The sequence below is a fragment of the Rhodococcus sp. ACT016 genome, assembly GCF_050477185.1.
Taxonomy (GTDB): domain Bacteria; phylum Actinomycetota; class Actinomycetes; order Mycobacteriales; family Mycobacteriaceae; genus Prescottella.
In genome coordinates this window covers 150071-172322 of sequence record NZ_JBEAET010000002.1, presented here as the reverse complement: position 1 = coordinate 172322, position 22252 = coordinate 150071, and the positions used below count along the sequence as shown (strand labels likewise).

General features: G+C 62.3%; 16 protein-coding genes and 1 pseudogene. 8 read left to right on the top strand and 9 right to left on the bottom strand.

Annotated elements, in window-relative coordinates; genetic code table 11:
* Positions 1-2: 2 nt before the first annotated feature.
* Positions 3-746 carry a 3-oxoacyl-ACP reductase FabG gene (gene fabG, locus ACQ5DX_RS27675; RefSeq protein WP_430335957.1) on the bottom strand — a complete coding sequence of 248 codons (744 nt, stop codon included), beginning with the start codon at positions 744-746 and terminating at the stop codon, positions 3-5.
* Between the two features lie 182 nt (positions 747-928).
* Between fabG and ACQ5DX_RS27670 the strand changes: the two genes are divergently transcribed.
* The 3 genes from ACQ5DX_RS27670 to ACQ5DX_RS27660 all read left to right on the top strand — a co-directional run bounded on the left by ACQ5DX_RS27670 (position 929) and on the right by ACQ5DX_RS27660 (position 4595).
* On the top strand, positions 929-2182 hold the full coding sequence (locus tag ACQ5DX_RS27670) for an amidohydrolase family protein (protein ID WP_430335956.1): 1254 nt from the start codon (positions 929-931) through the stop codon (positions 2180-2182).
* An 86-nt stretch (positions 2183-2268) separates the two neighbouring features.
* Positions 2269-3609 (top strand): MFS transporter, encoded by a 1341-nt coding sequence (locus ACQ5DX_RS27665; protein ID WP_430335955.1) that lies wholly within the window; start codon positions 2269-2271, stop codon positions 3607-3609.
* A gap of 119 nt (positions 3610-3728) precedes the next feature.
* The gene (locus ACQ5DX_RS27660) at positions 3729-4595 is read left to right on the top strand and encodes a 3-hydroxyacyl-CoA dehydrogenase family protein (RefSeq protein ID WP_430335954.1); all 867 of its coding nucleotides are present in this window, start codon (positions 3729-3731) and stop codon (positions 4593-4595) included.
* Positions 4596-5078: 483 nt separating this feature from the next.
* Here ACQ5DX_RS27660 and ACQ5DX_RS27655 read toward each other — a convergent pair whose 3' ends face one another.
* Entirely contained in the window at positions 5079-6017 is a 939-nt protein-coding gene (locus ACQ5DX_RS27655; protein ID WP_430335953.1) for an amidohydrolase family protein, read from the bottom strand.
* 51 nt (positions 6018-6068) lie between these two features.
* On the opposite strand from ACQ5DX_RS27655, the gene ACQ5DX_RS27650 reads away from it, so the two are divergent.
* A complete protein-coding gene (locus ACQ5DX_RS27650; protein ID WP_430335952.1) occupies positions 6069-6521 on the top strand; it encodes a MarR family winged helix-turn-helix transcriptional regulator in 453 nt (150 codons plus the stop codon).
* A gap of 1223 nt (positions 6522-7744) precedes the next feature.
* On the opposite strand, the gene ACQ5DX_RS27645 is transcribed toward ACQ5DX_RS27650, so the two are convergent.
* The 5 genes from ACQ5DX_RS27645 to ACQ5DX_RS27625 form a co-directional block, all read right to left on the bottom strand.
* Positions 7745-8944 carry an acetyl-CoA C-acyltransferase gene (locus tag ACQ5DX_RS27645; protein ID WP_430335951.1) on the bottom strand — a complete coding sequence of 400 codons (1200 nt, stop codon included), beginning with the start codon at positions 8942-8944 and terminating at the stop codon, positions 7745-7747.
* A gap of 111 nt (positions 8945-9055) precedes the next feature.
* Positions 9056-10639 (bottom strand): FAD-dependent monooxygenase, encoded by a 1584-nt coding sequence (locus ACQ5DX_RS27640; RefSeq protein WP_430335950.1) that lies wholly within the window; start codon positions 10637-10639, stop codon positions 9056-9058.
* Between the two features lie 182 nt (positions 10640-10821).
* Positions 10822-12480 carry a (2,3-dihydroxybenzoyl)adenylate synthase gene (locus ACQ5DX_RS27635; protein WP_430335949.1) on the bottom strand — a complete coding sequence of 553 codons (1659 nt, stop codon included), beginning with the start codon at positions 12478-12480 and terminating at the stop codon, positions 10822-10824.
* A gap of 63 nt (positions 12481-12543) precedes the next feature.
* The gene (locus ACQ5DX_RS27630; RefSeq protein WP_430335948.1) at positions 12544-14865 is read right to left on the bottom strand and encodes a hydantoinase B/oxoprolinase family protein; all 2322 of its coding nucleotides are present in this window, start codon (positions 14863-14865) and stop codon (positions 12544-12546) included.
* 12 nt (positions 14866-14877) lie between these two features.
* Positions 14878-16980, bottom strand: coding sequence for a hydantoinase/oxoprolinase family protein (locus ACQ5DX_RS27625; protein WP_430335947.1), 2103 nt, complete (start codon positions 16978-16980; stop codon positions 14878-14880).
* 325 nt (positions 16981-17305) lie between these two features.
* Here ACQ5DX_RS27625 and ACQ5DX_RS27620 point away from each other — a divergent pair, with 325 nt between their 5' ends.
* The 4 genes from ACQ5DX_RS27620 to ACQ5DX_RS27605 are packed head-to-tail and all read left to right on the top strand — an operon-like array spanning position 17306 to position 20227.
* Positions 17306-18061 (top strand): maleate cis-trans isomerase family protein, encoded by a 756-nt coding sequence (locus ACQ5DX_RS27620; protein ID WP_430335946.1) that lies wholly within the window; start codon positions 17306-17308, stop codon positions 18059-18061.
* Between the two features lie 38 nt (positions 18062-18099).
* Positions 18100-18753, top strand: coding sequence for a VOC family protein (locus tag ACQ5DX_RS27615; protein WP_430335945.1), 654 nt, complete (start codon positions 18100-18102; stop codon positions 18751-18753).
* Complete coding sequence (locus ACQ5DX_RS27610; RefSeq protein WP_430335944.1) at positions 18750-18995, top strand: hypothetical protein; 246 nt, start codon at positions 18750-18752, stop codon at positions 18993-18995. The genes ACQ5DX_RS27615 and ACQ5DX_RS27610 overlap by 4 nt, the downstream gene beginning before the upstream one ends.
* Positions 18992-20227: an alpha/beta hydrolase gene (locus ACQ5DX_RS27605; RefSeq protein WP_430335943.1), complete on the top strand. Its 1236-nt coding sequence runs from the start codon at positions 18992-18994 to the stop codon at positions 20225-20227. The genes ACQ5DX_RS27610 and ACQ5DX_RS27605 overlap by 4 nt, the downstream gene beginning before the upstream one ends.
* A 51-nt stretch (positions 20228-20278) precedes the next feature.
* Here ACQ5DX_RS27605 and ACQ5DX_RS27600 read toward each other — a convergent pair.
* Positions 20279-20721, bottom strand: a pseudogene (locus ACQ5DX_RS27600) (leucine zipper domain-containing protein); the annotation flags it as partial.
* Between the two features lie 406 nt (positions 20722-21127).
* Positions 21128-22219, bottom strand: a complete 1092-nt coding sequence (locus tag ACQ5DX_RS27595; RefSeq protein ID WP_430335942.1) for an IS110 family transposase — start codon at positions 22217-22219, stop codon at positions 21128-21130.
* Between the last annotated feature and the right edge of the window lie 33 nt (positions 22220-22252).

Here is a 22252-nt window from a genome sequence, read left to right as displayed (position 1 = left end):
AGTCACATGAAGCGCCCGCCGGTGACTTCAAGAACGGTTCCTGTCATGTACGAGGAAAGGTCGGACGCCAGGAACAGCGCGACGTCGGCAACCTCGTCGGGTTCACCTGCACGGCCCATGGGGATTTCGGACATCTTCTGATCCCATGCCCTCTGCGGCATGGCCTCCGTCATGGCCGAGCGGATCAGACCGGGTGCGATTGCATTGACTCGAATGCCATGATGGGCAAGCTCTTTTGCTGCAGCCTTGCTCATGCCGATGATGCCAGCCTTCGCTGCCGAGTAGTTGGTTTGGCCGATCATTCCGACCTTGCCCGATAGCGACGAGAGGTTAATGATGGCGCCGCCGCTCTTCTGCTCCCGCATGACGGCGGCCGCGCCCCGGATGCCGTTCCAGGTTCCTTTCAAGTGCACCGCCATGACACGATCGAACTGGTCCTCGGTCATGGTCCGCAGAGTTGCGTCACGAGTGATTCCGGCATTGTTCACCAGGATGTCGAGCGCACCGAAGGTGTCCAAGGCTGCGGCGAACAATCCCTGCACCTCATCCGGCGACGTGACGTCACATCGAACCCCGAGAGCAACCTCGGGGCCACCCAGGCGCTCGGCCGCATTCTGAAGACTGGTCGAGTCGACGTCACCGAGGATGACCTTCGCTCCCTCGTCTACGAAACGCCGCGCGATTGCGTAGCCGATTCCCTGTGCGCCACCGGTGATCACGGCGGCACGCTTGTTCAGTAGAGGCATTGGACAGGTCCTCCTGCAGGTTACAGTGCGCCGGCACCAGCGTTCACATTACGCAGATGTCAATAACTCGACGCATAAGTCAGTCTGCAATCTGGGAACCACGGCGTCAAGTCACGTTCGTCGAGTCGCGCGAGCTGTGTGACCGTTGACACGGTCCGACTTGTGTGTTGACGTTTTGACTCATGAGACAACTCTCAGAAGTCGGCCGTCTCGGCGATGAAGGCGCTCACTCGTTCGTACTCTGCGGCGGACGTGTGTTCGACGGTGACCGCGTCCTCGAATCCGCATCTGTACTCGTGAGCGGTGGCCGCATTCACGACATCGGTCCCGAGGTCCAGGTGCCGATCGGAACACGCGTCATCGATGCCACTGGAAAGACACTGCTGCCTGGTCTGATTGACTCGCACGCTCATTCGAAGCCCGGAGCGCTCGCGCAGGCCCTGATGTTCGGGGTGACAACAGAGATGGACATGGGCTCGAGCCCGGAATGGATGGTCGAGCAACGTGAACTCGCGGCGACGAGTGCCGCCGTAGCAGACGTCCGTTCATCATCCTTCGGGGCCACGGTACCGGGCGGTCACCCTTCCCGTCTCATCGGCACGTTCTTTCCTACTGGATTCCCCACCGTGACAGACCCTGCCAGCGCGAAAGCGTTCGTCCGAGACCGGGTGGGCGAAGGTGCCGACTACATCAAGATCATCATCGAGGACGGGACCGCGTTGAACCGCGAAAAGACTCCGTTCATGGACCCGGAGACTGCGAGAGCAATCGTTGATACAGCACGCAGCTACGGCAAACAGTCGTATGCACATATCACCAGCATCGAGGGCGCACACCGTGCTCTCGACGCAGGTGTAGATGGCCTCGTCCACCTCTTCATGGACCAACCGCCCAATCCATCGATTGTCGAAAGAATCGTCGAGTCAGGCGTTTTCGTCGTGCCGACACTGTGCACACTCGGTGCACTCTCAGGCGACCATTCCGCCCGATGGGTAGCCGATGATCCCCGGACCCAGGGCCTCATCCCGTCTGACTGGCAGCACACGCTGTGCTGCTGCTGGCCGAAGAACCCACACGCGCGACTCGCGAATGCGAAACAAGCGGCACTTGAACTCCACCGTGCAGGAACTCGGGTCCTGGCGGGTACTGATGCCGCATCTGTCAACGCTCTCGGCACCGCACATGGAGTGAGTTTGCATGACGAGTTCGCACTTCTGGTCAGCGCTGGATTCACGCCGCTCGAGGTTCTGCGCGCCGCGACTTCGCTCCCTGCGGACACGTACGGACTGACTGATCGCGGCCGCATCGCTCCAGGACTGCTTGCGGACCTCGTGCTCATCGACGGCGACCCGACGCACGACATCAGTCATTCCCTCTCCATCGACTCTGTCTGGCGACATGGTCACCAACTTTTCAGGGCCGGCAGTCCGTCCTAGCCAACGACTTCGACTCGTGTCCTGCGCATCTCATCAAGAGCGTCTGCCGCTGGACGCTCTGTGTCACCGACCAAGAAGGAGCACGCATGATGACCCCCTCCCCAACAGAAACCCCCTCTCCGATGGCCCGCCGGGCCGCGATCGCGTCGTTGATCGGCACCACTATCGAGTGGTACGACTTCTACATTTACGGAACAGCCGCGGCCCTGGTCTTCGGAAAACTGTTCTTTCCCGACCTGTCGAACACTATGGGCATCATCGCTGCGTTCGCGACGTTCTGGGTCGGCTTTGTGGCGCGACCCCTGGGCGCGGCATTCTTCGGCCACCTGGGTGACCGGTTGGGACGAAAGGCAGCACTAATTGTCACCCTCACACTCACAGGCAGCGCCACGACGCTCATCGGAGCGCTTCCATCAGCGGAGACGATCGGCGTCCTGGCCCCGATGCTGTTGATCGCGCTGCGAATGATCCAGGGATTCGCGCTGGGCGGAGAGTGGGGAGGCGCCGTGCTGATCGCTTCCGAGCATGCCCCGGAACGCAAGAAGATCTTGTACGCCTCAGTCGCGCAGGTCGGCGCACCAGTCGGCCTATGTCTATCGATGGCGTCATTCTTCTTGCTCTCCTTCCTACCCGATTCCAGCTTCCTGGCATGGGGATGGCGCCTGCCTTTCCTCGCCTCAGGCGTGTTGCTCGTGGTCGGACTCATCATCCGACTGGGTCTCGAAGAGACCCCGGACATGAAGCAAGTCGTCGAGAGCAATGCGACATCACGCCTGCCGCTCAAGGAGGTGCTCACTTCATCGCCAGGTGTTGTGCTCCTTGCGATCGGGGCATGCGCTATCGGCGGATCCTCGATGTACTTCAAGACGACCTTTGCGCTGTCCTGGGCCACAACGTCGCTGAACTTCTCGCGATCTACCTTCCTCGCGCTGGGAACGCTGGTTGCAGCCGTCTCAATTGTCGCGATGCCATACGGAGCAGCGCTGGCGACACGGTTCGGAATTCGTCGAGTCGCGGTCGGTGCGCTGGCCGCAGAGGCCGTGCTGCTTCCTTTGATGTTCGCACTGATCGCCACCGAATCCACCATCCTGGCCGCTGTAGGACTCGCCCTCGCCACGATCCCCAACTCCATGTACTACGCGGTGATCGCAGGGATGCTTGCCAATGCGTTCCCAGCGCACGTTCGCTACACCGGCATCTCGGTTTCATACCAACTCTGCGGTGCGCTGATAGTCGGAACGACGCCGATGGTGGCGCAGTACCTCCTCGACGAAACCAGCTCGATCGCAGCCGTCGTCGTCTTTGCCCTCGCTCAACTCTTCCTCAGTCTGTTCTGCGCACTCTCCCTGCTTCGCCGCACGAACGACAATGTCGCACAAACATCCGCGGAGACCGAGATCGTCACTGCGCCCGCAGATAGCAAGTAGCGACTCGTCATCACAGCGCAGCGGTCGGCTCCACACCTGCCACAGCTGCCGATCGAAACCGTTCCCGCATCAGCAGAGCCACAGCTCTCGCCCCTCCGCCCCACTACCTCAGGAGATCAATGAAGCACGAAAGCTCAGCCACAGGCATAGAACACGTCGGCATCATCGGCGGGGGGCGGATGGGCGCCGGGATCGCCCAGGTCTTCGCAACGCTCGGCTCCAATGTCACAGTCGCCGAGAGCGCCGACCAGCGCGCCGCACTCGGCCGCGTCGCAGACGGGCTCGCCCGAGCGCACAGGCTTGGCAAGCTCGGCGACATGAACCCGCAGGCAGTCCTCGGCCGCGTGTCGACAGTGGGCGCGCCCGACGCTCTGCCACCGGAACTTGATCTCGTGGTCGAGGCAGTACCGGAACAGATCGATCTAAAACTCGGTGTGTTGGCGCTCGTGGAGAAGTCGGTTTCCCCGACCACTGTGATTGCCACCAACACAAGTTCCATCTCGATCGCGGCACTCGCCGCCGGCCTTACCAATCCAACGCGCCTTGTCGGAATGCACTTCTTCAATCCCGTTCCGGCGTCGGCACTCGTCGAGATCGTCCGCGGGCCCGCGACCGATCATCACGTTCTCGAGAAAGTCCGCAAGTGGGTGTCCCGGCTCGGCAAGACGGATGTGCTGGTTAACGACTCCCCAGGATTTGCTACCAGTCGCCTCGGCGTATGCCTGGCCCTCGAAGCGATCCGGATGCTCGAAGAAGGAGTTGCAGACGCCGAAACTATTGACCGTGCAATGGAACTCGGGTACAGACACCCGATGGGGCCGTTGCGCTCGACCGACCTCGTCGGCCTTGATGTGCGATTGGCGATTGCGGAGCAGCTTGAGACGTCTCTCGGCGAACGTTTCGCCCCACCGGCGTTGCTACGTGAGAAGGTGGCCCGGGGTGAGCTCGGCAGAAAGATCGGACGCGGCTTCTACACCTGGTCCTGACCGCCGCGCCCGCAATGTATACGACATCCGCGCTATCGTTCAGGCCCTGCACCGACACATGTAGTGGCCATCACCAGTTCCCATGACGCTTCCAGCCCGAGAAGCGACGCCCCCGGACTTCTGCGGCGCTGCGGTATCGATCGTCGAGTGCTTCCGCCCCGGGTTGGCATCCAAAGTAGCCCTGAGGAAGCCCATGACACCCTCCTGAAGCCGGCCCACGTGGCTGCACCGACACTCAGGGAGTGTGGTGCAGCCACGTGCAGTCCCGTGCTCTGCGGCGTCTGGGTACCGTCGTAACCAAGCTTCCAGAATGCGTTGACACGATGCAGCGCCACGACCAACCCTATAGGCCCAGCGGGGAGAGGCCGCAAACGAACGTGCGGAGGGTCCGAAGCGATTTGATGGCGGTCCGCCGACCCGCCTCGGCGTTCTCAATGTGCAGGCGCTCCGCTAGACAGACGGAACGGGTCGCCAAGTCAGAAGCTACGTCGCAAGTCTCGGAAAGAGCGCGTACGCGTTGCGGCGATTCACCGACTCCAGGTCGCTGTGCTGCCAGCCGTCGTAAGTGTCCAGCCAATCGTCGAATACGGTGCCAACCGATTCGGTCGCGAATGGAAAATCGCTGCCATACAGGACATGACCGGGGGCGGCGAATTTCATCAGCGACGGGAGCGCAGACGGCGTGGACGACAGGGCTGTATCGAAGTAGAACCTCTTCATGTCCGCCAGGATCCCTTCCGGGGTGGTGCCCGGATTGAATGGCGTAGCAGCCAAGGAGAATCGGTAAGCCGCGTACGGGAGGAACCCGCCGGCATGAGAGAGGATCACCTTGAGCCGCCTGTATCGGCTCATCACGCCGTTGACAGTCATGTGCACCGCGGTGCGGGTGGTGTCGAACGGATAGTCCAGCACGGGACTTGGCAGGCCTCGCAGCATCTCGACGGGTGGTTCTGTGGGATGGATGAAGACGACGGCAGACTGGTCGTCGAGCGCGGCCCACAGCGGCTCGAACTTCTTGTCCCCCAGATAGAGGCCATGAATGTTGGACAGGATAACGACACCGTCGGCGTGCAGTTCATTGATCGCATAGGTCGCTTCTGCGACTGCTCCATCGATGTCGGGCAGGGGAAGCACTGCGAACTGTCCGAATCGGCTAGGACGGTCCTTCACCAACTCTGCATGGAAGTCGTTCAGTTCTCGCGCTAGCCGGCGCGCTTCGCGATCGTCGCCGAAGTGGACGCCTGGCGCGCTGATCGACAGGACGCCCGTTGAGATTGACCGGCGATCCATCATTCCGAGGGCCAGCTCGGGACTCCACTCTGGGGTGGGCCAGCCGCCAGCAGTTAGCCCGCGCTCGTCCAGCAGCTTCCGGTAGCTCGGCGGAATCAAGTGCTGATGGACGTCAATGCGTCGCCCAGTCATGATCACTCCATTCGTTAGGTAGCTAATAATTACTCTGCTAGAGTAGCACTTGTGACGACAGCAGCAAGCCCGGAACAGGTCGGCGTCGAAGAGCTCGCTCGAGCAGCCGACGGGCTCTATCTAGCAATGAGGAAGTCAAGGACTGCGGTGGCAGATGAGGCGGGGAGTCTCTCTCAGGCCCAGATCGCGCTGATCGATCCACTCAGCTCCGGAGACGAACTTCCAGTCGGCCAGCTTGCGGCGAGCGCTGGTGTCAGCGTCCCGACAGCCACACGCATGCTCCAACAACTGGAGGCGAAAGGAGTTCTCGAGCGCCGACGTTCACCAACCGATGAGCGCCGCGTGCTTGTCAGCCTTACCACAGCCGGCATCGATCAGCTCATTCGAATGCGCGCCCAGTTGCGTGCACGCCAGACCCAGGCAGCCAACGCGTTCACTCCGATAGAACGCATCCAGTTGATCGAGCTGGTGCGCCGGCTCACTGACGCGATCTCTAACACCTAGACCGCGCCTCCGTCTGAACGAAGAAGTCGGGTGCGGAAAGCTCAGAGGATCACACCGCCCCACGAAATCGCCGACAACAGGTCATGGTTTGGTAGCGGCGGCCCATACTTCGCCGCCGCTACCAAACTTGGCCGCCATCTCCGACGGAATGGCTCACCAAACCTGTCGGGGCCAAGCAGCCCTCGCAACCGACCGTCAGGGCGTGCCGAGAGTTTCACCTCGGCTCCAGCAGTGTGGACTCGGCGATGGCCACCTGCGACTGCCGGACGAGGCTGTCGCAAGCACACGAGTCCGGGGATCACCGTATCGAGTCGTGAAGCTCGACACGATGCGCCACATGTTGCGCTCGGGCGATGTGGGTGGCACCGCGACCTCACTCAGGATTCCGCGTGGCTATGTCGACAGTCGCGTTGGCCAAGGTGCCCGGCGAGATCCAGGCCTCGTCACCGGTACAGCGGCAGTGCCGCTTCCAGATCCTCTGCCATGTAACGAAATCCACGGTTACATCGCGCCACGGCTTCCGATCTAGTAGCGGTAAGTGATGCCCTCCACGCCTCGACGATCTGGCGTGGAAAGGCTCGCCCCTCCGTGGGTTCGTAGGAAGCAACGGCTCCATCCATACTGCTGGTCGGGCACTGGTGCGCGACACGCTGAGATGTGTCACGCACCGGCCACACGTGCCTGTAGGAGATGCCCTCGGTGCAGCAGACACCCCTATCGGAACGATCTCCGCGGAAGGCAGGATCCGAGCCTGGTGGGACAACTTTCAACCAAGACACCTCGGCGCGTATGGGCGGTTGGCATAACGCCACCCACCACGACGTCCGCGAGGGGAACGGTACGGTGCAGCCGCTTCTGCGATTGGCGCGACTGCCAGCTCACCCCATCGATGGTGGGTCCGGTGAGCGGCGAACCGGACGCCTATCCTGCGCGGAGAACGCAGGATAGGCGTCCGGTCAGAGTCGATGCCTAAACAGTTCTGTCCTCTGAGTTCACACTGAATGAACGGCCTGCGCCGGCCGCTGCCACTGTCAGCACCTCAGGCCATGCCATCTGGCACTCGTACAGTGATCACACCCTGAAGGTGACCGCTTAAGGTCAGTGCGCCTCCTACAGAATCGGGAGCAACGGCTTTAGCGGCCTGAATCAACGCCCGGCGAGTTCAACAGCACCGTCTTCACAGATGTGTGTGGTTAGCCCCCGCCCACTCGTTCGGCATGCGCTTACGCCACCTCGAAGAGACCGGCAGCCCCCATCCCTCCTCCCACACACATCGTGACCACCACGTAGCGCACGCCACGGCGCTTTCCTTCGATAAGCGCGTGCCCGACCAAACGGGCACCGGTCATGCCGTAAGGGTGCCCTACCGAGATCCCGCCACCGTTGACGTTGAAGCGATCCGGATCGATCCCCAGATGGTCACGGCAATACACGGCCTGCGACGCGAACGCTTCGTTGAGTTCCCAGAGGCCGATGTCGTCGATTGTCAGATCGTGCTGTCGGAGCAGCTTGGGGACCGCGAAGACCGGGCCGATTCCCATCTCCTCGGGGGCGCAGCCGGCAACAGCGATACCGCGGTAGACACCAATTGGGGTCAGCCCGCGGCGTGATGCCTCACTGGCTTCCATCAGCACGGAGGCGGACGCTCCGTCTGACAACTGAGAGGCGTTGCCTGCAGTAACGGTCGAACCTGCGCTGACTTGACCGTCCGGCAATACCGGCTTCAGAGCAGAGAGAGCTTCCAGCGTCGTGGACGGGCGGTTCCCCTCATCGCGGGTGAGTGTCACCGCCCGGTCGGCGACCTCGCCGGTCGCCTTGTCGACGACCTTCATGGTCGAGGCGAGCGGGACGATCTCGTCGTCGAATCTGCCGGCCGCCTGTGCGGCGGCGGTGCGCTGTTGCGAAAGCAGAGCCAGCGCGTCCTGGCGCTCCCGACTGATGCCGTAGCGCTCGGCGACAATCTCGGCAGTGTGGAGCATTGGCATGTAGATGGCCGGGATATTCTCCGTGAGCCACGGGTCAGTGACTCGGTAGGTGTTCGCGTGGTCGTTCTGGACCAGAGAGATCGATTCAACGCCGCCGCCGACAGTAATTTGCATTCCATCGTGCATGATCTGCTTGGCAGCGGTCGCGATAGCCATGAGGCCGGATGCGCACTGCCGATCCAGACTCATACCGGCGACAGTCTGGGGCAGACCGGCGCGCAGGAGACCCTGACGCGCGACGTTTCCACCTGTGGAACCCTGCTGCCGGGCACAGCCGAGGATGACGTCGTCGACTTCGCCGCCTTCGATTCCGGCGCGGAGTACCGCGTGCTTAATCGCATGGCCTGCTAGTTCCTGGGCCTGAGTGTCGTTGAATGCGCCGCGATACGCCTTGCCGATCGGCGTTCGCGCGGTTGAGACGATGACTGCTTCTCGCACAGTTAGAGTCGACTTTCTACTCGGTTCGATGGAAGAGGGGAAAGGTCGAGGTGGCCGCGCCGCGCCGGAACCGCACCTGCCGCCGCCTGACCGGGAGCCTGTAATCCGCTGTCATGCCGATCCAGCAGTTTCCAGAGATTTCGCGTTCGCCGCTACGGGCTCTGGCGTCGTAAAGAACCCCAAATGCGTGCGGGAGCTGGCCAACCCGGCCACGATGTCTGATTTGAAGGAGACCGGCACCTCAGTTACGACTAGAGCACCAGTGTTCCGAATGAGACGCTCCGCGAGGTCTAGTCTCGAGAGTACCGACAAGCGGTCCGCCGGCCCCGTGAGCCATAGCGTTTCTTCGGAGGCAACATTGGCCACAATCGAATCGGCCTCGCCTACCCATGCGGATGGGACGTCGACTTCGATGATTGCGGTAGAAAATGCACCTCGTAGCTCCGCAGGCGCGTTCCGGTGCGCGAACCGACGGCCGTGGTGCAGCAGTGGTTGGTTCAGAATCCACTCATTGATCTCCGTTGCAGGAACCTCGCTTGCGAGTACACCCGCGTAGCTGGCGAGCCCACGACGAACCAATTCGGGTGCCGCCGCGAGGAAGCGCTCAACAGTGACCTTCCCCGCCCGGGTCATGTAGGCGACCATCAGTTGCTCAACTGGCAGATCCAGCCGTGTCGGGAACGACTCCCACCAGAGTTCGCTGCGGTGCGCAATTTCTTGAAGATGATCGACGGCAGGGCGACGCATCCGCTCGTACTCGATCAGAGCCTGATCAAGGTCCTCTGCATTCCGAATGGACTGGTCGAGAGCGATCGCATCTTCCATCGCAAGCTTGGTGCCCGAACCGATCGAGTAGTGCGCGGTGTGAGCGGCGTCGCCGAGCAGGACGACATTGCCACTGTGCCATCTCTTGCATGCCACGGTGCGAAAGTGCATCCACCGGGTCCGGTTGCCGATCAGGCGATGCCCCTGCAGCGTCTCTGCGAACGCCTCTTCCAGATACCGGAGGGAGACCTCGTCACTGTCCTGAGGGAGGGTACGTTCTGTGGACTGATCGAACCCTGCTCGGCGCCAGGTTTCTTCGTCGGTTTCGATCAGGAAGGTGCTGCGGTCCGCAGCATAGGGATAGGCGTGTGCAACGAAGGTCCCGTGTTCGGTGGTGACCGGGGCGAAGATTGCGGAGGGCAACTCGAACTCTGTTCCACACCAGAGGTAGAGACCGGCCCCGGTGGTGACGCGCGCTTCGAATCGGTCTGCCATTCGAATCCGGGTCGCGCTGTTGATTCCGTCGGCCGCGATGATCAAGTCCGCCTCGAGCTCGCCGACGCTTCGACGTGCGCCGGCGCAGATCCGGACACCAGCTTCTGCAGCCTGTTCCTCGAGCACGGAGAGCAGGGTGGATCGCGCGATCGCAAACGAATCGCGGTTCCGCAGTCGGGCCGATCGTCCACCTACCTGCATCTCGACATCGTGCGTGTGAGCGACCGCAGCGATCGCTTCAAATGATGTGGCATCCGCCTGGTTCAGGTTGCGTTGAGTCCTCGTCGCGAGACCGACACCGAATCCGAAGGTGTCGTCGGGGGAACTCTGTTCATACACCGTCACCTCCGCGCCTGGGTGACTGAGCTTGAGGAGTCTGGCGGCGTAGAGGCCTCCCGGCCCACCACCCAGCACTGCAACGCGATTCAGGTTCATTTCAATCCACTCCAATCAACATAGATGTCAGCTTATTGACATCCTAGTCAACATAGAGATTGTTCGCCAGTACCACTAGGACAGTTCGGGTTTCGTCTCAACACGCGCCAGGAACTAGAACGCCGACCACCGGGGCAGGCCCGGCGGTCGGCGTGGCTGTAGTGGTCGACACTGGCTAGCGGCTACACAGCAGCCCGCCGAGTCTCCACTTCGGCGGTGAGCTTCGCTGCGATCTCGGAGCGCAGCCGCTTTTTGTCTGTCTTACCCACGTTGGTTCGAGGAAACTCGGCGACCCACTCAAGCCGTTCTGGCCATTTGAACTTGGCCACGCCTAGCGTCAGCAGATGGTCCTGAACCTCAGAGAGAGACAGCGGCTGCGCTCCAGCGACTAGGTATGCGCATGTCTTCTCGCCCAAGCGTTGATCAGGCATGGCCACAACCGCAGCATTGGCGATGCCGGGGTGCTCGAGGAGGAGAAGCTCGACCTCCTCTGCGTTGATCTTCTCCCCGCCCCGGTTGATGAGATCCTTGATGCGACCTTCGATAGAGAGATATCGCACTCCATCGATCGTCGTGACAGCAGCCAGATCTCCTGTGCGATAGAAGCCCTCAGAGGTGAAGGCAACCTTATTGTGCTCATCAGCATCGAAGTAGCCGCGGATTGTGTACGGGCCGCGGCAGCAGAGTTCCCCGACGCTTCCATCGGAAACGGGCTTCTCCGTGCCGGGTTCGAGGATCTTCACCTCGTCATCGGATGAGATCGGCGTGCCGACTGTTGTCTGCCGTGCAAGCCCGGGCGCGTCGAGAGGTGTGACGACGAAGAGCCCCTCGCCCATGCCGAACAGCTGACCCGCCCACCTCCCCGTCTCGGCATCGACGTGCTCGAAGAGCTCAGGGCTGACCTTCGTACCGGAAAGAATGACACGTTTGAGAGAGGTTCGCGCCAACGAGAACTCATCCTTCGTCAGTTCACGGAACATGCTCTGCCCGAAGATGACCTCGGTCACCTCGGCTCGGATGATCACTTCGAAGGCTGATGCCGGCTCGGGAGTCGCCAAGACCAAGCAAGCGCCCACGGAGTGCGCGGCATGCATCGCTGCGGTGATTCCCGCATTGTGCACAATCGGCCCGAGATGTGCGACACGACTGTGTTCGTCCCAGCCCAGCCGTTCTGCGTAGAGTCGAGCGTTGTCCCAGTATTCCGCGTGGAGGCGTGGAATGACTTTGGGAACCCCGGTCGTACCACCGGATAGCTGGAAGACGGCGACATCTTCGGAGCCGATTTCGGATTCGATCTGCTCCACAATCACGCGCGCTGAGGCTTCCGAATGATCGCGCCCGAGTTCGTCGAGTTCCGTGATCGAAGGATCCCCTCCTCGGTCACCGATCGTGATGATGTGCCGCATGGTTGGGTGATTGTCGGCGTGCTCTTTCGCGAAATCAACGAGGTCGAAGCTGGGCAGGCCGGCCTCGACTATGTGAGCGACAGCACCGACCTTACGGCTGATGTGTCCGATTTCGTGCATCCGGTGTGCAGCCAGGGTCGCAACCGGGATCAGTCCCGCTTTGAGGCATCCGTACCAGGAAAGAACAGTCTCTAGCCTGTTTGTCGATTGAAACAGCACAGGATCGCGGCGGCGAAGTCCGAGGCCGAGGAGCCCAGCCGCGATCTGGTCGGTCCGCCGGTCTAGCTCTGCGAAAGTCATCGTTCCTTCGGCAGCGATCACTGCCTCCCGGTCCGGAAAGCGCGCAGCCACCTGATGGAGCCGCGCCCCGATGGGCTGGTCGGTCCACACTCCGTTTCTGCGGTAGCGCGCGGCCAGGCCCTCGGGGTACGTCACAAGGCGTCCACCCCAGTTCGCAGTCACTACAGTTCTCCAATCATTGATAGTTCCAGGCCGATGTCATCGCTGCGGCGCGGCGGGCAAGAGCTGGGTGATGTCGAGCGCGTGATCGGGATGGTCCGCAGGAACTATGGACGAGTAGATCGCAGTCCAACAGCCCGGGCAGCACAGCTGCCGGAACACAACCGGGACGTCCACGTATGCGGTGGCATTGGACGTCACCTGTGGTCCAGCAACTGACGGCGGTCCCTCGAATCGCGCGAGGCGCAGCGTGCTCTGGGTATCGTCACCAAGTTGCCGCCCGCAGTGTGTGCACGCAAGTGCCTGCACACTGCCCAAGGTTACCACCGCGAGGTTGTCGTCGAGTCGGCGGGATCCGCTGAGATCGAGTGTGACGGAGTCAGATTGAGGCTGCTCTGAGCGCTCGCTCCGCTCGCGGAGTTGCGCGTCGCGGCGACGCTGTGTCGCTGCCTCGTCCACCTCGCCATCGACGAGGACGACGCCGTACACGGTCTCCGCACTGGATGCGGTGACCTTACCGTTACGGACGTCAGACGCTACCGCTGCAGAGTCCCGTCGAAGTGGGTCACCGTATCCGCCGCCGCCCTGCCAGTGCATGTACAGCACTTCCCCTGGCGCGAGGTAGGTTTCGGCATAGCACGAGGAGAGTTCTTGAGTGCCCGCGAGATCATCGAGTGAGGCGGGCACGCGGCCGTCAGCGAACTGGTCCGCGATGTCGGTTCCGCGGGCGACGATATCCACCCCAGTGTTGCCGGGGTAGCCACCGGCGAGGCCGTTGTTCTGTGTGACCGCCTTGCCGGAGGACGCCAACAGCAACCCCATGGGCAGGCTGGTGCCGTACGGAGTGACCGCGATGGAGCCGCTCACACCGCCGCGCTGGCGACCCGGCCCGCCGGAATCCGGTTCCTCCCGCCGCCATAACGTGAGCAGCGGGTAGAGGAACTCGGTCATCTCGGTATCCGGGATACGGCCCATGGGAATACAGAACAACCCGCCGGTATCCACCCCATCCACAGATGGTCGAGCGCCGTATCCCCCAGCCATGGACTCCATCACGACGTTGAGGAAGGGCACCGACTGTTCGGATCGCTCGTCGAGTCCAGCGAGGACCGCGGCATCCCATGCCCCGCAGCATGAGGCTTGCACGTTCGTGCCCAAGTCAACTGAACGGTCGAGCATCTGGGACAGACATTCAGCGACTAGTGTGCCGGTCAACCAGGCCGGGCCGATAGGGCCGCGGTACACCGCAGCCGGATACGCAGCGTTGTTGATGGTCCCTTCCTCGGCGATCAAGTCGAAGCATCGCATCAGCCCTCCCGCCGACCAAGGAATGTCACCGGCCAGCACCGGCAGGAGCGCCAACATCACGCCCCCGCGCATACCTGCATACGTGCAATTGATAACGCCGGACTGCGGGTCGGTGCCGGTGAAATCGAATGTGAGATGGTCGGCGGACTTGGTCATCGCGACAGTGATCTTGTGCAGTCCACGATCGCCCAGATGCGATTGATCCTGGTAGCCGGTGGCCTTCCATGTTCCATCCGGTAAGGAGGTGAGCTTGTCGCGCAGGCGCCCCTCGGCGTCGGCCATCATCCTCTTCATCACAGCCTTGACCGTGTCGGCCCCGTACTGCTCGATCACGGCCAGGAGGCGGTTCCGGCCGACCGTGTTGGCGCCGACCTTCGCACGAAGATCGAGTCCGACAACCATAGGGACCCGCGAGCGACGAACCCACGCGTCGGCCACGTCGTTCTGCAGGACGTGGTCCCGGACGATCTTGATCGGCGGGGTGGGCAGCGACTCGGAGAAGACGTCCTGCGCGGACGGGTTGAAGGATCCGAGTCCAGGGCCGCCGAGGTCCGGTTCATGACAGATCGCACTGGTCCATCCAAATAACTTGCCCTCGTAGAAGATTGGCTGGTAGACCATCACGTCGGACTGATGCAGGCCGCCCCCGATCCAGGGGTCGTTGCACAAGAACATGTCACCTTCGACGATGCCTGGATTGATGGCACGGTGCTGGAGGGTCCAATAGATCGCGAGATCGACGGCACCGACGAGCATGGTGTTGTACAAACCGACCTGGACTTCCTGGCCAACTTCATCGCTGATCGCGAAGTCGAAGTCATTCGTGTCAGTCACGATGGGTGAGCCGGACATCCGCTTGAGTGCCTCACCCATTTCGTCCGTCACCGACCACAGCCGATGCCGGACTACCTCGTACGTCAGTGGGTCGAGCGCGTCGACTTGTTCCTGAGTGACTGTGTGCAGCGGAACAGTGTTCTCCAGCGATCGCGTGAGAACGTCAGGATCAATCGGTCGACTCGTGAAGACTTCGGAGCCGGGGATTTGCATGGTCATCTTCAGGCTCTCCTACTGGGCGACGATGGTGAGGTTGCCGAGACGGTCGACGGTGCCGATGGTCTCGTGGGGAACGACGACGGTGGTGGTAGGTACCTCGACGATCGCCGGGCCCTGCAACACATGCCCGGCGAGTAGCTTGCGGTAGTCGTAGACGTCGGTATCGACATAGCCGATCCGTCCGTCCAGACAGACCTTCCGGGTACTGATCCTCGCCGAGGCGGCATCGGACGAATCCGCGGATTTGACCTCTGGAAGCGCTGGCGAGAAGGGAAGGATGCCGGTGGCCCGCACCCTATAAGTGATCACCTGGATGCCCGCCTCACGGAAGCCACTGCCCTCTCCGTAGAGCTCGGTGTACTTCTGCTCGAACGTCTCTGATGCCTGCACGATCGCTGCCGCGTCAAGACTGCCTGCCGACACCGGAGTCGCGACCTCCGCGAGCTGCATTGCGTAACGCATGTCCATCTCGCGTTCAATCTCGATGCTGGTGAACGTCAACCCCTGCCGGTTCAGCTGCGCACGGACCTGTGCTTCGAGTTGATCGAAGTTGCCCTCTACACGGGCTGGGTCGATCGGCAGGGCTGCTGGGTCCGAAAGTTCCGCGGCGAGGACGATGTTCGACGAGGCAAGCCCGTATGCAGAAAACGCAGAGGCGACCTGCCCCAACGGCACGATGACCTCGCGAACGCCGACCTCACGCGCGTATGCGGCGCAATGGGCGGGGCCGGCACCGCCGAAGGCATAAAGCACGAAGTCGCGGGGATCATGTCCTGCCTCGACGACAGTCTTGCGAAGCAGATCACCGGTCTGCGCGCTCTGGACGGCGTAAATGGCTGCGGCGGCGTCCTCGACCGACAGACCCAACGGTTCCGCAATCCGGTTGCGAATCGCTTCGCGGGCGAGGTTTTTGTCGAGGGGCTTGCGCCCGCCCAACAGGCCGCGTTCGGGAAGAATGCCGAGCACGAGATTTGCATCGGCATTGGTCGGCTCAGTGCCCCCCTGCCCGTAGCACGCAGGGCCAGGTACGGCCTGGGCACTGTGCGGACCGATCTGCAGATTGCCACCGGAATCGACCCAGGCGATCGCACCGCCACCGGATCCGATCGCGTGCACTTCCAAAGTCGGAACATTGATCGGGTGCCGGTTGATGACCGTGGTCGAGGCCCGCACCGGTTCACCGTCGACGACGAGTCCGACTAGGAAGGTAGTACCACCAACATCGGTGGCGATGATGTTGCGGTGGCCGAGCTGCGCGCCCAGGGATACCGCGCCGACAACGCCGCCGGTCAGTACTGAGCCGACGGTGCTGATGGCGTTCCTCGGCGCCTCGGCGGCGGCGACCGCACCGCCGTTACTCTGCATCACCAGTAGGGGGCCGGCGAGATCGTGCTTGCGCAGTTTCGACTCCAAGTTCCCGAGGTAGTCACGCAGTCCAGGGCCGATCTGGGTGCTCATGATCGTGGTGGCGTTGCGGGCGAACTCCCGGATGCGGGGGCTAACCTCGCTCGACAGGGAGACGAATACCGTCGGGTCTATTTCGTGCACTAGGTCACGGATCCGACGCTCGTGCACAGGATTCCGGAATGACCACAGCAGGGAGACCGCAATGGCCGAAATGCCGTCGCCGAGCAGTTCGCGAATGGACCGGCGGGCGGCATCCTCGTCGAGTGCAACGACCACGTTGCCGTCACGATCGAGTCGCTCAGAGACCTCGAGTGCGTGCTTCTTCGGCACCAGACCATCAGATTTGCTCTGCCCCATAACATTCTGGAGCTGGTCGGGCGAACCGCCGAGGTACCGACCTTCGACGTTCATGATGTAGATCGAATCGCGGTGCCCCTTCGTGGTGATGAATCCGACAGGTGGCACATCGCCCATGACGAGCGCGTTCAGCGACGATGTCGTGCCGTGGGCGATGTGATGGGTATTTGCCAGCATCTCCTCGAGCGGGCATCCCAGTTGCTCAGCGAGCACTTCGAGGACATCGATCACGCCGCGGGAGTAGTCCGGCGGTGTCGACGGCGACTTGGCGGCGAGGACTGTGCCGGCGTTGTCGTCCAACACCGCATCCGTGAACGTGCCACCGACGTCCACTCCGATCACATATGCCATTGCCGCGTACTCCTTCGGTTGATGCAGTGGGTCTCGTTTGGGATCTGACGTGAGGCTTCCTCGAACGTCGAGTTAACGTGTGAGTTGAGTATTCGACAGTTGAGATGGCATGTCAAGGGTCACACGTGACCGTGGTCACCATCCATGGCGGTCGTCGCGCGACGCGTCCGCTGATACCCCCTTCGAGAGTGCGGATCCGTGACACCGCACCCTGGGCGCCACCCCTTGACGAATTGTCATTGGAGTCGAATACTCGTCTTAGATGTCAAACTCGATCGTCCTGGCGGGGAGCTTCTCGCCAACCATCAGAAGGAGCCGAAACAGCATGGGCGTACATCGCATCGGACTCGTCGTGCCGAGTTCGAACGTGACAGTCGAAACCGAGATGCCTGAGCTTCTCTCGCGCCATCCGGTATCGAAGTTCTCGTTCCACTCGACGCGCATGCGGATGCATACGGTGTCCCCGGAGCAGTTGGCAGCGATGAACGCGCAGCGAGAGCGCTGCGTGATGGAGATCGCAGACGCCTCACCGGACGTGATCTTGTATGCCTGCCTCGTTGCGCTGATGGTCGGTGGCCCCGGCGAACACCAGCGCGTCGAAGGCGCCGTCGCCGAACAGTTGGCTACCGGTGGATCGGACGCACTGATTCGCTCGAGCGCCGGAGCTCTCGTCGAAGCCTTGCATGCGCTCGACGCCAAACGCATCGCGATCGTCACCCCCTACCTGCGGCCGCTGGCCGAGCAGGTCGTGGAGTACCTCGAAGCAGAAGAGTTCACTGTGGCCGACTGGAGAGCTCTCGAGGTCGCTGACAACGCCGAAGTCGGACGGATCCCGGGCGAACGTGTAATGGAGGCTGCTCGTTCACTGGACCTGACCGGTGTCGATGCGCTCGTCATCTCCGCATGCGTGCAGATGCCATCCCTCCCCCTGGTGGATGCAACAGAACGAGAGTTCGGACTCCCAGTGATCTCGGCGGCCACCGCCGGCGCCTACAGCCTGCTTCGCAGTCTGAGCCTTCCGCTGTCGATTCACGGGGCGGGAAGCCTTCTCCGCGCCGACAGCCAAACCGTTCTGGCATGAGACGACCACACGAAAAGCCCACTCAGCAGGGAGAAGTCATGTCTGACTTACGACAGCAGCACAACGCTCGGGGCGTGGACCATGTGGCGTTCCCGACATTCGATCCGGCCGCCACAGTCAAGTTCTATCGCGACGTACTCGGATTTCCGGTCGTGCATTCCATCTGCGCCGCAGGCTGGGGCCCGGACAATCACCCCGACTTCATTCATTTCTTCTTCGATATCGGAAACAACGATCGACTGGCCTTCTTCTACTACTTCGGCCTCGAACCCTTCGAAGGCGGTCCACAGGGCGACTCCTATGCACGCTTTGCCGAAGACGTGCCCTTCTTCTTCATTCAGTCACGGCATCTCGCCATCCACGTCGACAGCGAAGAGGATCTGCTCGAGTACCGGCGGCGTTTGGACAGCAGCGAGTGGCCCGTGGAGATGCAGGTCCAACACGAGACCATCGAGTCGATCTACACCCACGACCCAAACGGCTACATGTTCGAGATCACCCGCGCACTGCGCCCGGTCACCCCCCAAGAGGACCTCGACGCCAACCTCACCATCGACGCCCTCGTCGATGTGGTGACCGGCCCGAACATCAGCATGGATGCCCTACTGACGCGCAAGGCCGAACTGATAACCGAACGAGCTGCCGCTTGGCAGCAGCAGCAGCAGAACAAGAAGGAGATGGCAAACCGATGACAACGCTCTTCGTCCTCGACGTCCCCGAGAACACGACCGTCGCGGAAGTCGCCGGGCAGAACCCTGCGGTGACCGTCGACCATGTCGGACCCTATTTCCGGATCGTGTCCAGTTCAGAGATCGTCATCGACCGCCGCGCCACCGGTTGCCGTCATGCCGTCTGGTACAGCAGCGTTGCCGGACTGGCTCAGTCCCGAATCACTCAGTGGGACAAGGATGCAATGCGGATCGAGCCGCGATGACCAACAACACTGAGAGACTCGGCGCCGGCCGCTACATCGACGCCGCCCAGGCCCCTAATACCACCGTCACGACTGTGCACCAACTGGCCACCAGTGACGGGGCGAAGGTGACCGGGACTCTACGCGTCGTCCCCGGTGCGCGCACGGTCGTGACCTTGATGCATCCTCGCCAAGACGTTTCTCACCATGCGTTGGTGCCCGAACTGCTCGCCCGAGGCTATGCGGTCTGGACACAGGGCACCCGGTCGGTCAACAACGACATCGCTCTCGTTCACGAGCAGGCGTTGCTGGACGCCGCGGCTGGGCACGTCTTCCTGCGAGAGAAGGGCTTCGACAACGTCGTCACCTTAGGCCACTCAGGCGGAGGAACCTTATCTGCCTTCTATCATCAGCAAGCGGGCCTGTCTCCACGCGACCGTATCGACAGGACTCCCGCGGGTCGGCCGATCAATCTTGGCGAAACGGAAATGCCCGTGCCCGACGGCGCGATCTTCTTGGCGCCGCACCCGGGACAGGGCGCACTCCTGATGCGCTTGATCGACCCTTCGGTGACCGACGAAAGCGACCCTCTGTCAGCCGATCCCGAACTCAACGCATTCGACACACAGAACGGATTCGCTACTCCTCCAGCGAGCTCCACATACTCGGCCGAGTTCGTCGCGCGGTACCGACTGGCTCAGCATGCGCGAGTGGAACGATTGGACACCATCGCCCGCGAGCGAGTGGAGGAAGCGTCCAGGGCCCGAACGAGATTCAAATGCACCTCCGATCCGTGGGATCGCCGAGCTGCACTCGTACCGCGCGTCCTGACCGTGTACAGGACTGATGCCGATCTCCGCTTCACCGACCTGTCGCTCAGCCAGAATGAGCGCCCCTACGGGTCACTGCTCGGTCGGCGGCCTGACCTCACGAACTATGGTCTGGTCGGATTCGGCCGCTACGCGACTCCAGATGCATGGCTATCAACATGGTCGGGCCTGAGTACGAACGCCGATTTCGTGCGATGCGCCTCCGACGTCACCGTTCCTGCATTGTTTGTTGAACTGACCGGAGACCAAGCCTGCTTCCCCGAGGACGCGAAAGCAATGGTCGGTGCTCTTGGGAGCCTCGATAAGAAGCACATTCGTGTGGCTGGGACACACTTCGGTGGACCACTTGCAGATGGAGGTCCGACCGGCGTCAGCCTCGCCGCAGTAGACATCGACAGTTGGCTGATGTCGCGCTTTACCTGACATGCACCCGCAGACTACTGCCGATGCCGATTTGAACGCGCCGAAGACGTCCGATCCGCCCGTGGTGACATCGACATGGATCAGCGACCCTGGGTGGTCATGCTCGTAGCGTCGCAACGGTTCCCCGGTGACCCGGTCGATACGCGAGAGCCGGTTGATGCAGCCGCCGCACCAGCACTGCGTGCACGGTCGACGCCGGAATCGACAGTCGTCCGGCGATCTGGACCGGGCCGAGCCGGTGACGCCACCGCAAGCGCACGATCTGCCGAAACCACCTCGAGGCGAGTCTTGTTCGGACTCGACTTCGGACGCGAGCTTCGGTCGGCCATGCCGACGACGCCTTCGGCGCGGTAGCGGTCAGCCCACTTCTTCGCCGTTCGTGGTGAGACCATGAACATCTTCGCGGCCGATGGGTACGTCCAACCGTCATCGACGACCAGTCGTGCCAGGCGGAGCCTGGTGACCGGGGTCAGCGTTGCATTAGCGTGGGACACGAAGGCCTCCAGGTTGTGAAGCGGTTCCTAGACAGCTCCACTTCACAACCGGAGGCCTTCACCTATCAGGTCGACTCACCGGACAGAGTCCGGACCAACCTCCCTGGACATCACATCTGATATGTAGAGAAGTTTGTCAAGAGGCCATGGTGAGGCGCCGCCGGGGAGCGACCCCGACGGCGCCTAGTTGCTTCCTCGGCGAGCCTGTGTGGTGAGCGTGTCGATGAGCGACGCGCGGTCAGACTGATATACGCGGGTTGGATACCGCAGGACGGGATTTCGGCTGGATCGCATCCGCGTGTCTAGCATCGAGCGTCGACCCTGGGGATCTGCTCATAGGTGTGTCGCGGGTCGATCCACGCGCTGCCACCACCGACCTGGGAGGAAGCAGATCAGGTGGGGCCGGTCAGTCGTTCATGACCGCCAACGACCAGCACCAGCCCGCAAGCTCCCGGGCAATCGCAACGTTCGCCACCGTCGAACGCTTCCGACGTTCGAGAAACCCAACCCAACGCTGATGCAGGCGGCGGTTGCCCTCATCACCGCGTGCCCGGGCTGCCGCCGGCGCCTGATCCCACCGCGAACGCATGACCGCACCGACGTGATACCGCGGCCGGTGATGCCAGGCCGCCTCGACCAGAAGCCTGCGCGCGTGCGTGTTTCCGGTCTTGGTGATCGCCCCCTGCGCGCGTGACGAACCCGACGAGTACTCCGACGGAACCAGCCCGACGAACGAACCGATGGTGTTGCCGGTGAACCGATTCCAGTCACCGATCTCGACCGCCAACCCGAACCCGGTCAAGGTGCTCACCCCACGCAGACAGCACATCCTCCGGACGATCGGGGTGAATTCACTGTCCGATGCCATGTCTTCGATCGCGGTGTCCAGCCGGCCGCGCCGGGCCTGCATCGTGAGTACGTGGTCGTAGTCGGCGTCGAACGCCATCCGTGTCGGGTGTGAAGTCAGCTGCGGTGCCGCTTCGGTGCGTAGCCACTGGTCGTGTGCTCCGGTCCAGGCGGCGCCGCCGTAGTAGACGATGCCATGCCGCAGTAGCAGTTTCGACAGTCGATGCCTCGCTCGCATGAGATCACCGCGGCAGTCTTCACGGGCCCGCACCAGGTCCCGAGCCGCTTCCTGATCCACAGTCGGGATCGATACCGCGCAGATCTCGTCGAGGCGCAGCAACCGTGCCAGATGCAACGCATCTCGGGCATCGGTTTTGACCCGGTCCCCGGACGGTTTCTGCAGCTTCGACGGGGCGGCGACCTCGCACCGAATCGCCGACTCCGTCAATGCCCGATACAGCCCGAATCCGGTCGGTCCTGCCTCGTAGACCGCGGCCGCCGGTCCCGGCAACCCAGAAATCCAGGATCGGATGTGGTCGTAGGACGGAGTCAGACGGGCCTGGAACACCTCGCCCGTGACGCTGTCGATGGCCGCTGCCGCAACCGAACGTGCGTGCACGTCCAGTCCAACGCTCGTACGCTCGGTAAACACCGGGGCCTCCCACCACTGTCGGAAAGACCGGGC

What these genes read in the sequence shown, in the direction of transcription:
- fabG (WP_430335957.1), bottom strand. Translation starts at nt 746, where the DNA reads ATGCCTCTACTGAACAAGCGTGCCGCCGTGATCACCGGTGGCGCACAG.
- ACQ5DX_RS27670 (WP_430335956.1), top strand. Translation starts at nt 929, where the DNA reads ATGAGACAACTCTCAGAAGTCGGCCGTCTCGGCGATGAAGGCGCTCAC.
- ACQ5DX_RS27665 (WP_430335955.1), top strand. Translation starts at nt 2,269, where the DNA reads ATGATGACCCCCTCCCCAACAGAAACCCCCTCTCCGATGGCCCGCCGG.
- ACQ5DX_RS27660 (WP_430335954.1), top strand. Translation starts at nt 3,729, where the DNA reads ATGAAGCACGAAAGCTCAGCCACAGGCATAGAACACGTCGGCATCATC.
- ACQ5DX_RS27655 (WP_430335953.1), bottom strand. Translation starts at nt 6,017, where the DNA reads ATGACTGGGCGACGCATTGACGTCCATCAGCACTTGATTCCGCCGAGC.
- ACQ5DX_RS27640 (WP_430335950.1), bottom strand. Translation starts at nt 10,639, where the DNA reads ATGAACCTGAATCGCGTTGCAGTGCTGGGTGGTGGGCCGGGAGGCCTC.
- ACQ5DX_RS27630 (WP_430335948.1), bottom strand. Translation starts at nt 14,865, where the DNA reads ATGACCATGCAAATCCCCGGCTCCGAAGTCTTCACGAGTCGACCGATT.
- ACQ5DX_RS27625 (WP_430335947.1), bottom strand. Translation starts at nt 16,980, where the DNA reads ATGGCATATGTGATCGGAGTGGACGTCGGTGGCACGTTCACGGATGCG.
- ACQ5DX_RS27620 (WP_430335946.1), top strand. Translation starts at nt 17,306, where the DNA reads ATGGGCGTACATCGCATCGGACTCGTCGTGCCGAGTTCGAACGTGACA.
- ACQ5DX_RS27615 (WP_430335945.1), top strand. Translation starts at nt 18,100, where the DNA reads ATGTCTGACTTACGACAGCAGCACAACGCTCGGGGCGTGGACCATGTG.
- ACQ5DX_RS27610 (WP_430335944.1), top strand. Translation starts at nt 18,750, where the DNA reads ATGACAACGCTCTTCGTCCTCGACGTCCCCGAGAACACGACCGTCGCG.
- ACQ5DX_RS27605 (WP_430335943.1), top strand. Translation starts at nt 18,992, where the DNA reads ATGACCAACAACACTGAGAGACTCGGCGCCGGCCGCTACATCGACGCC.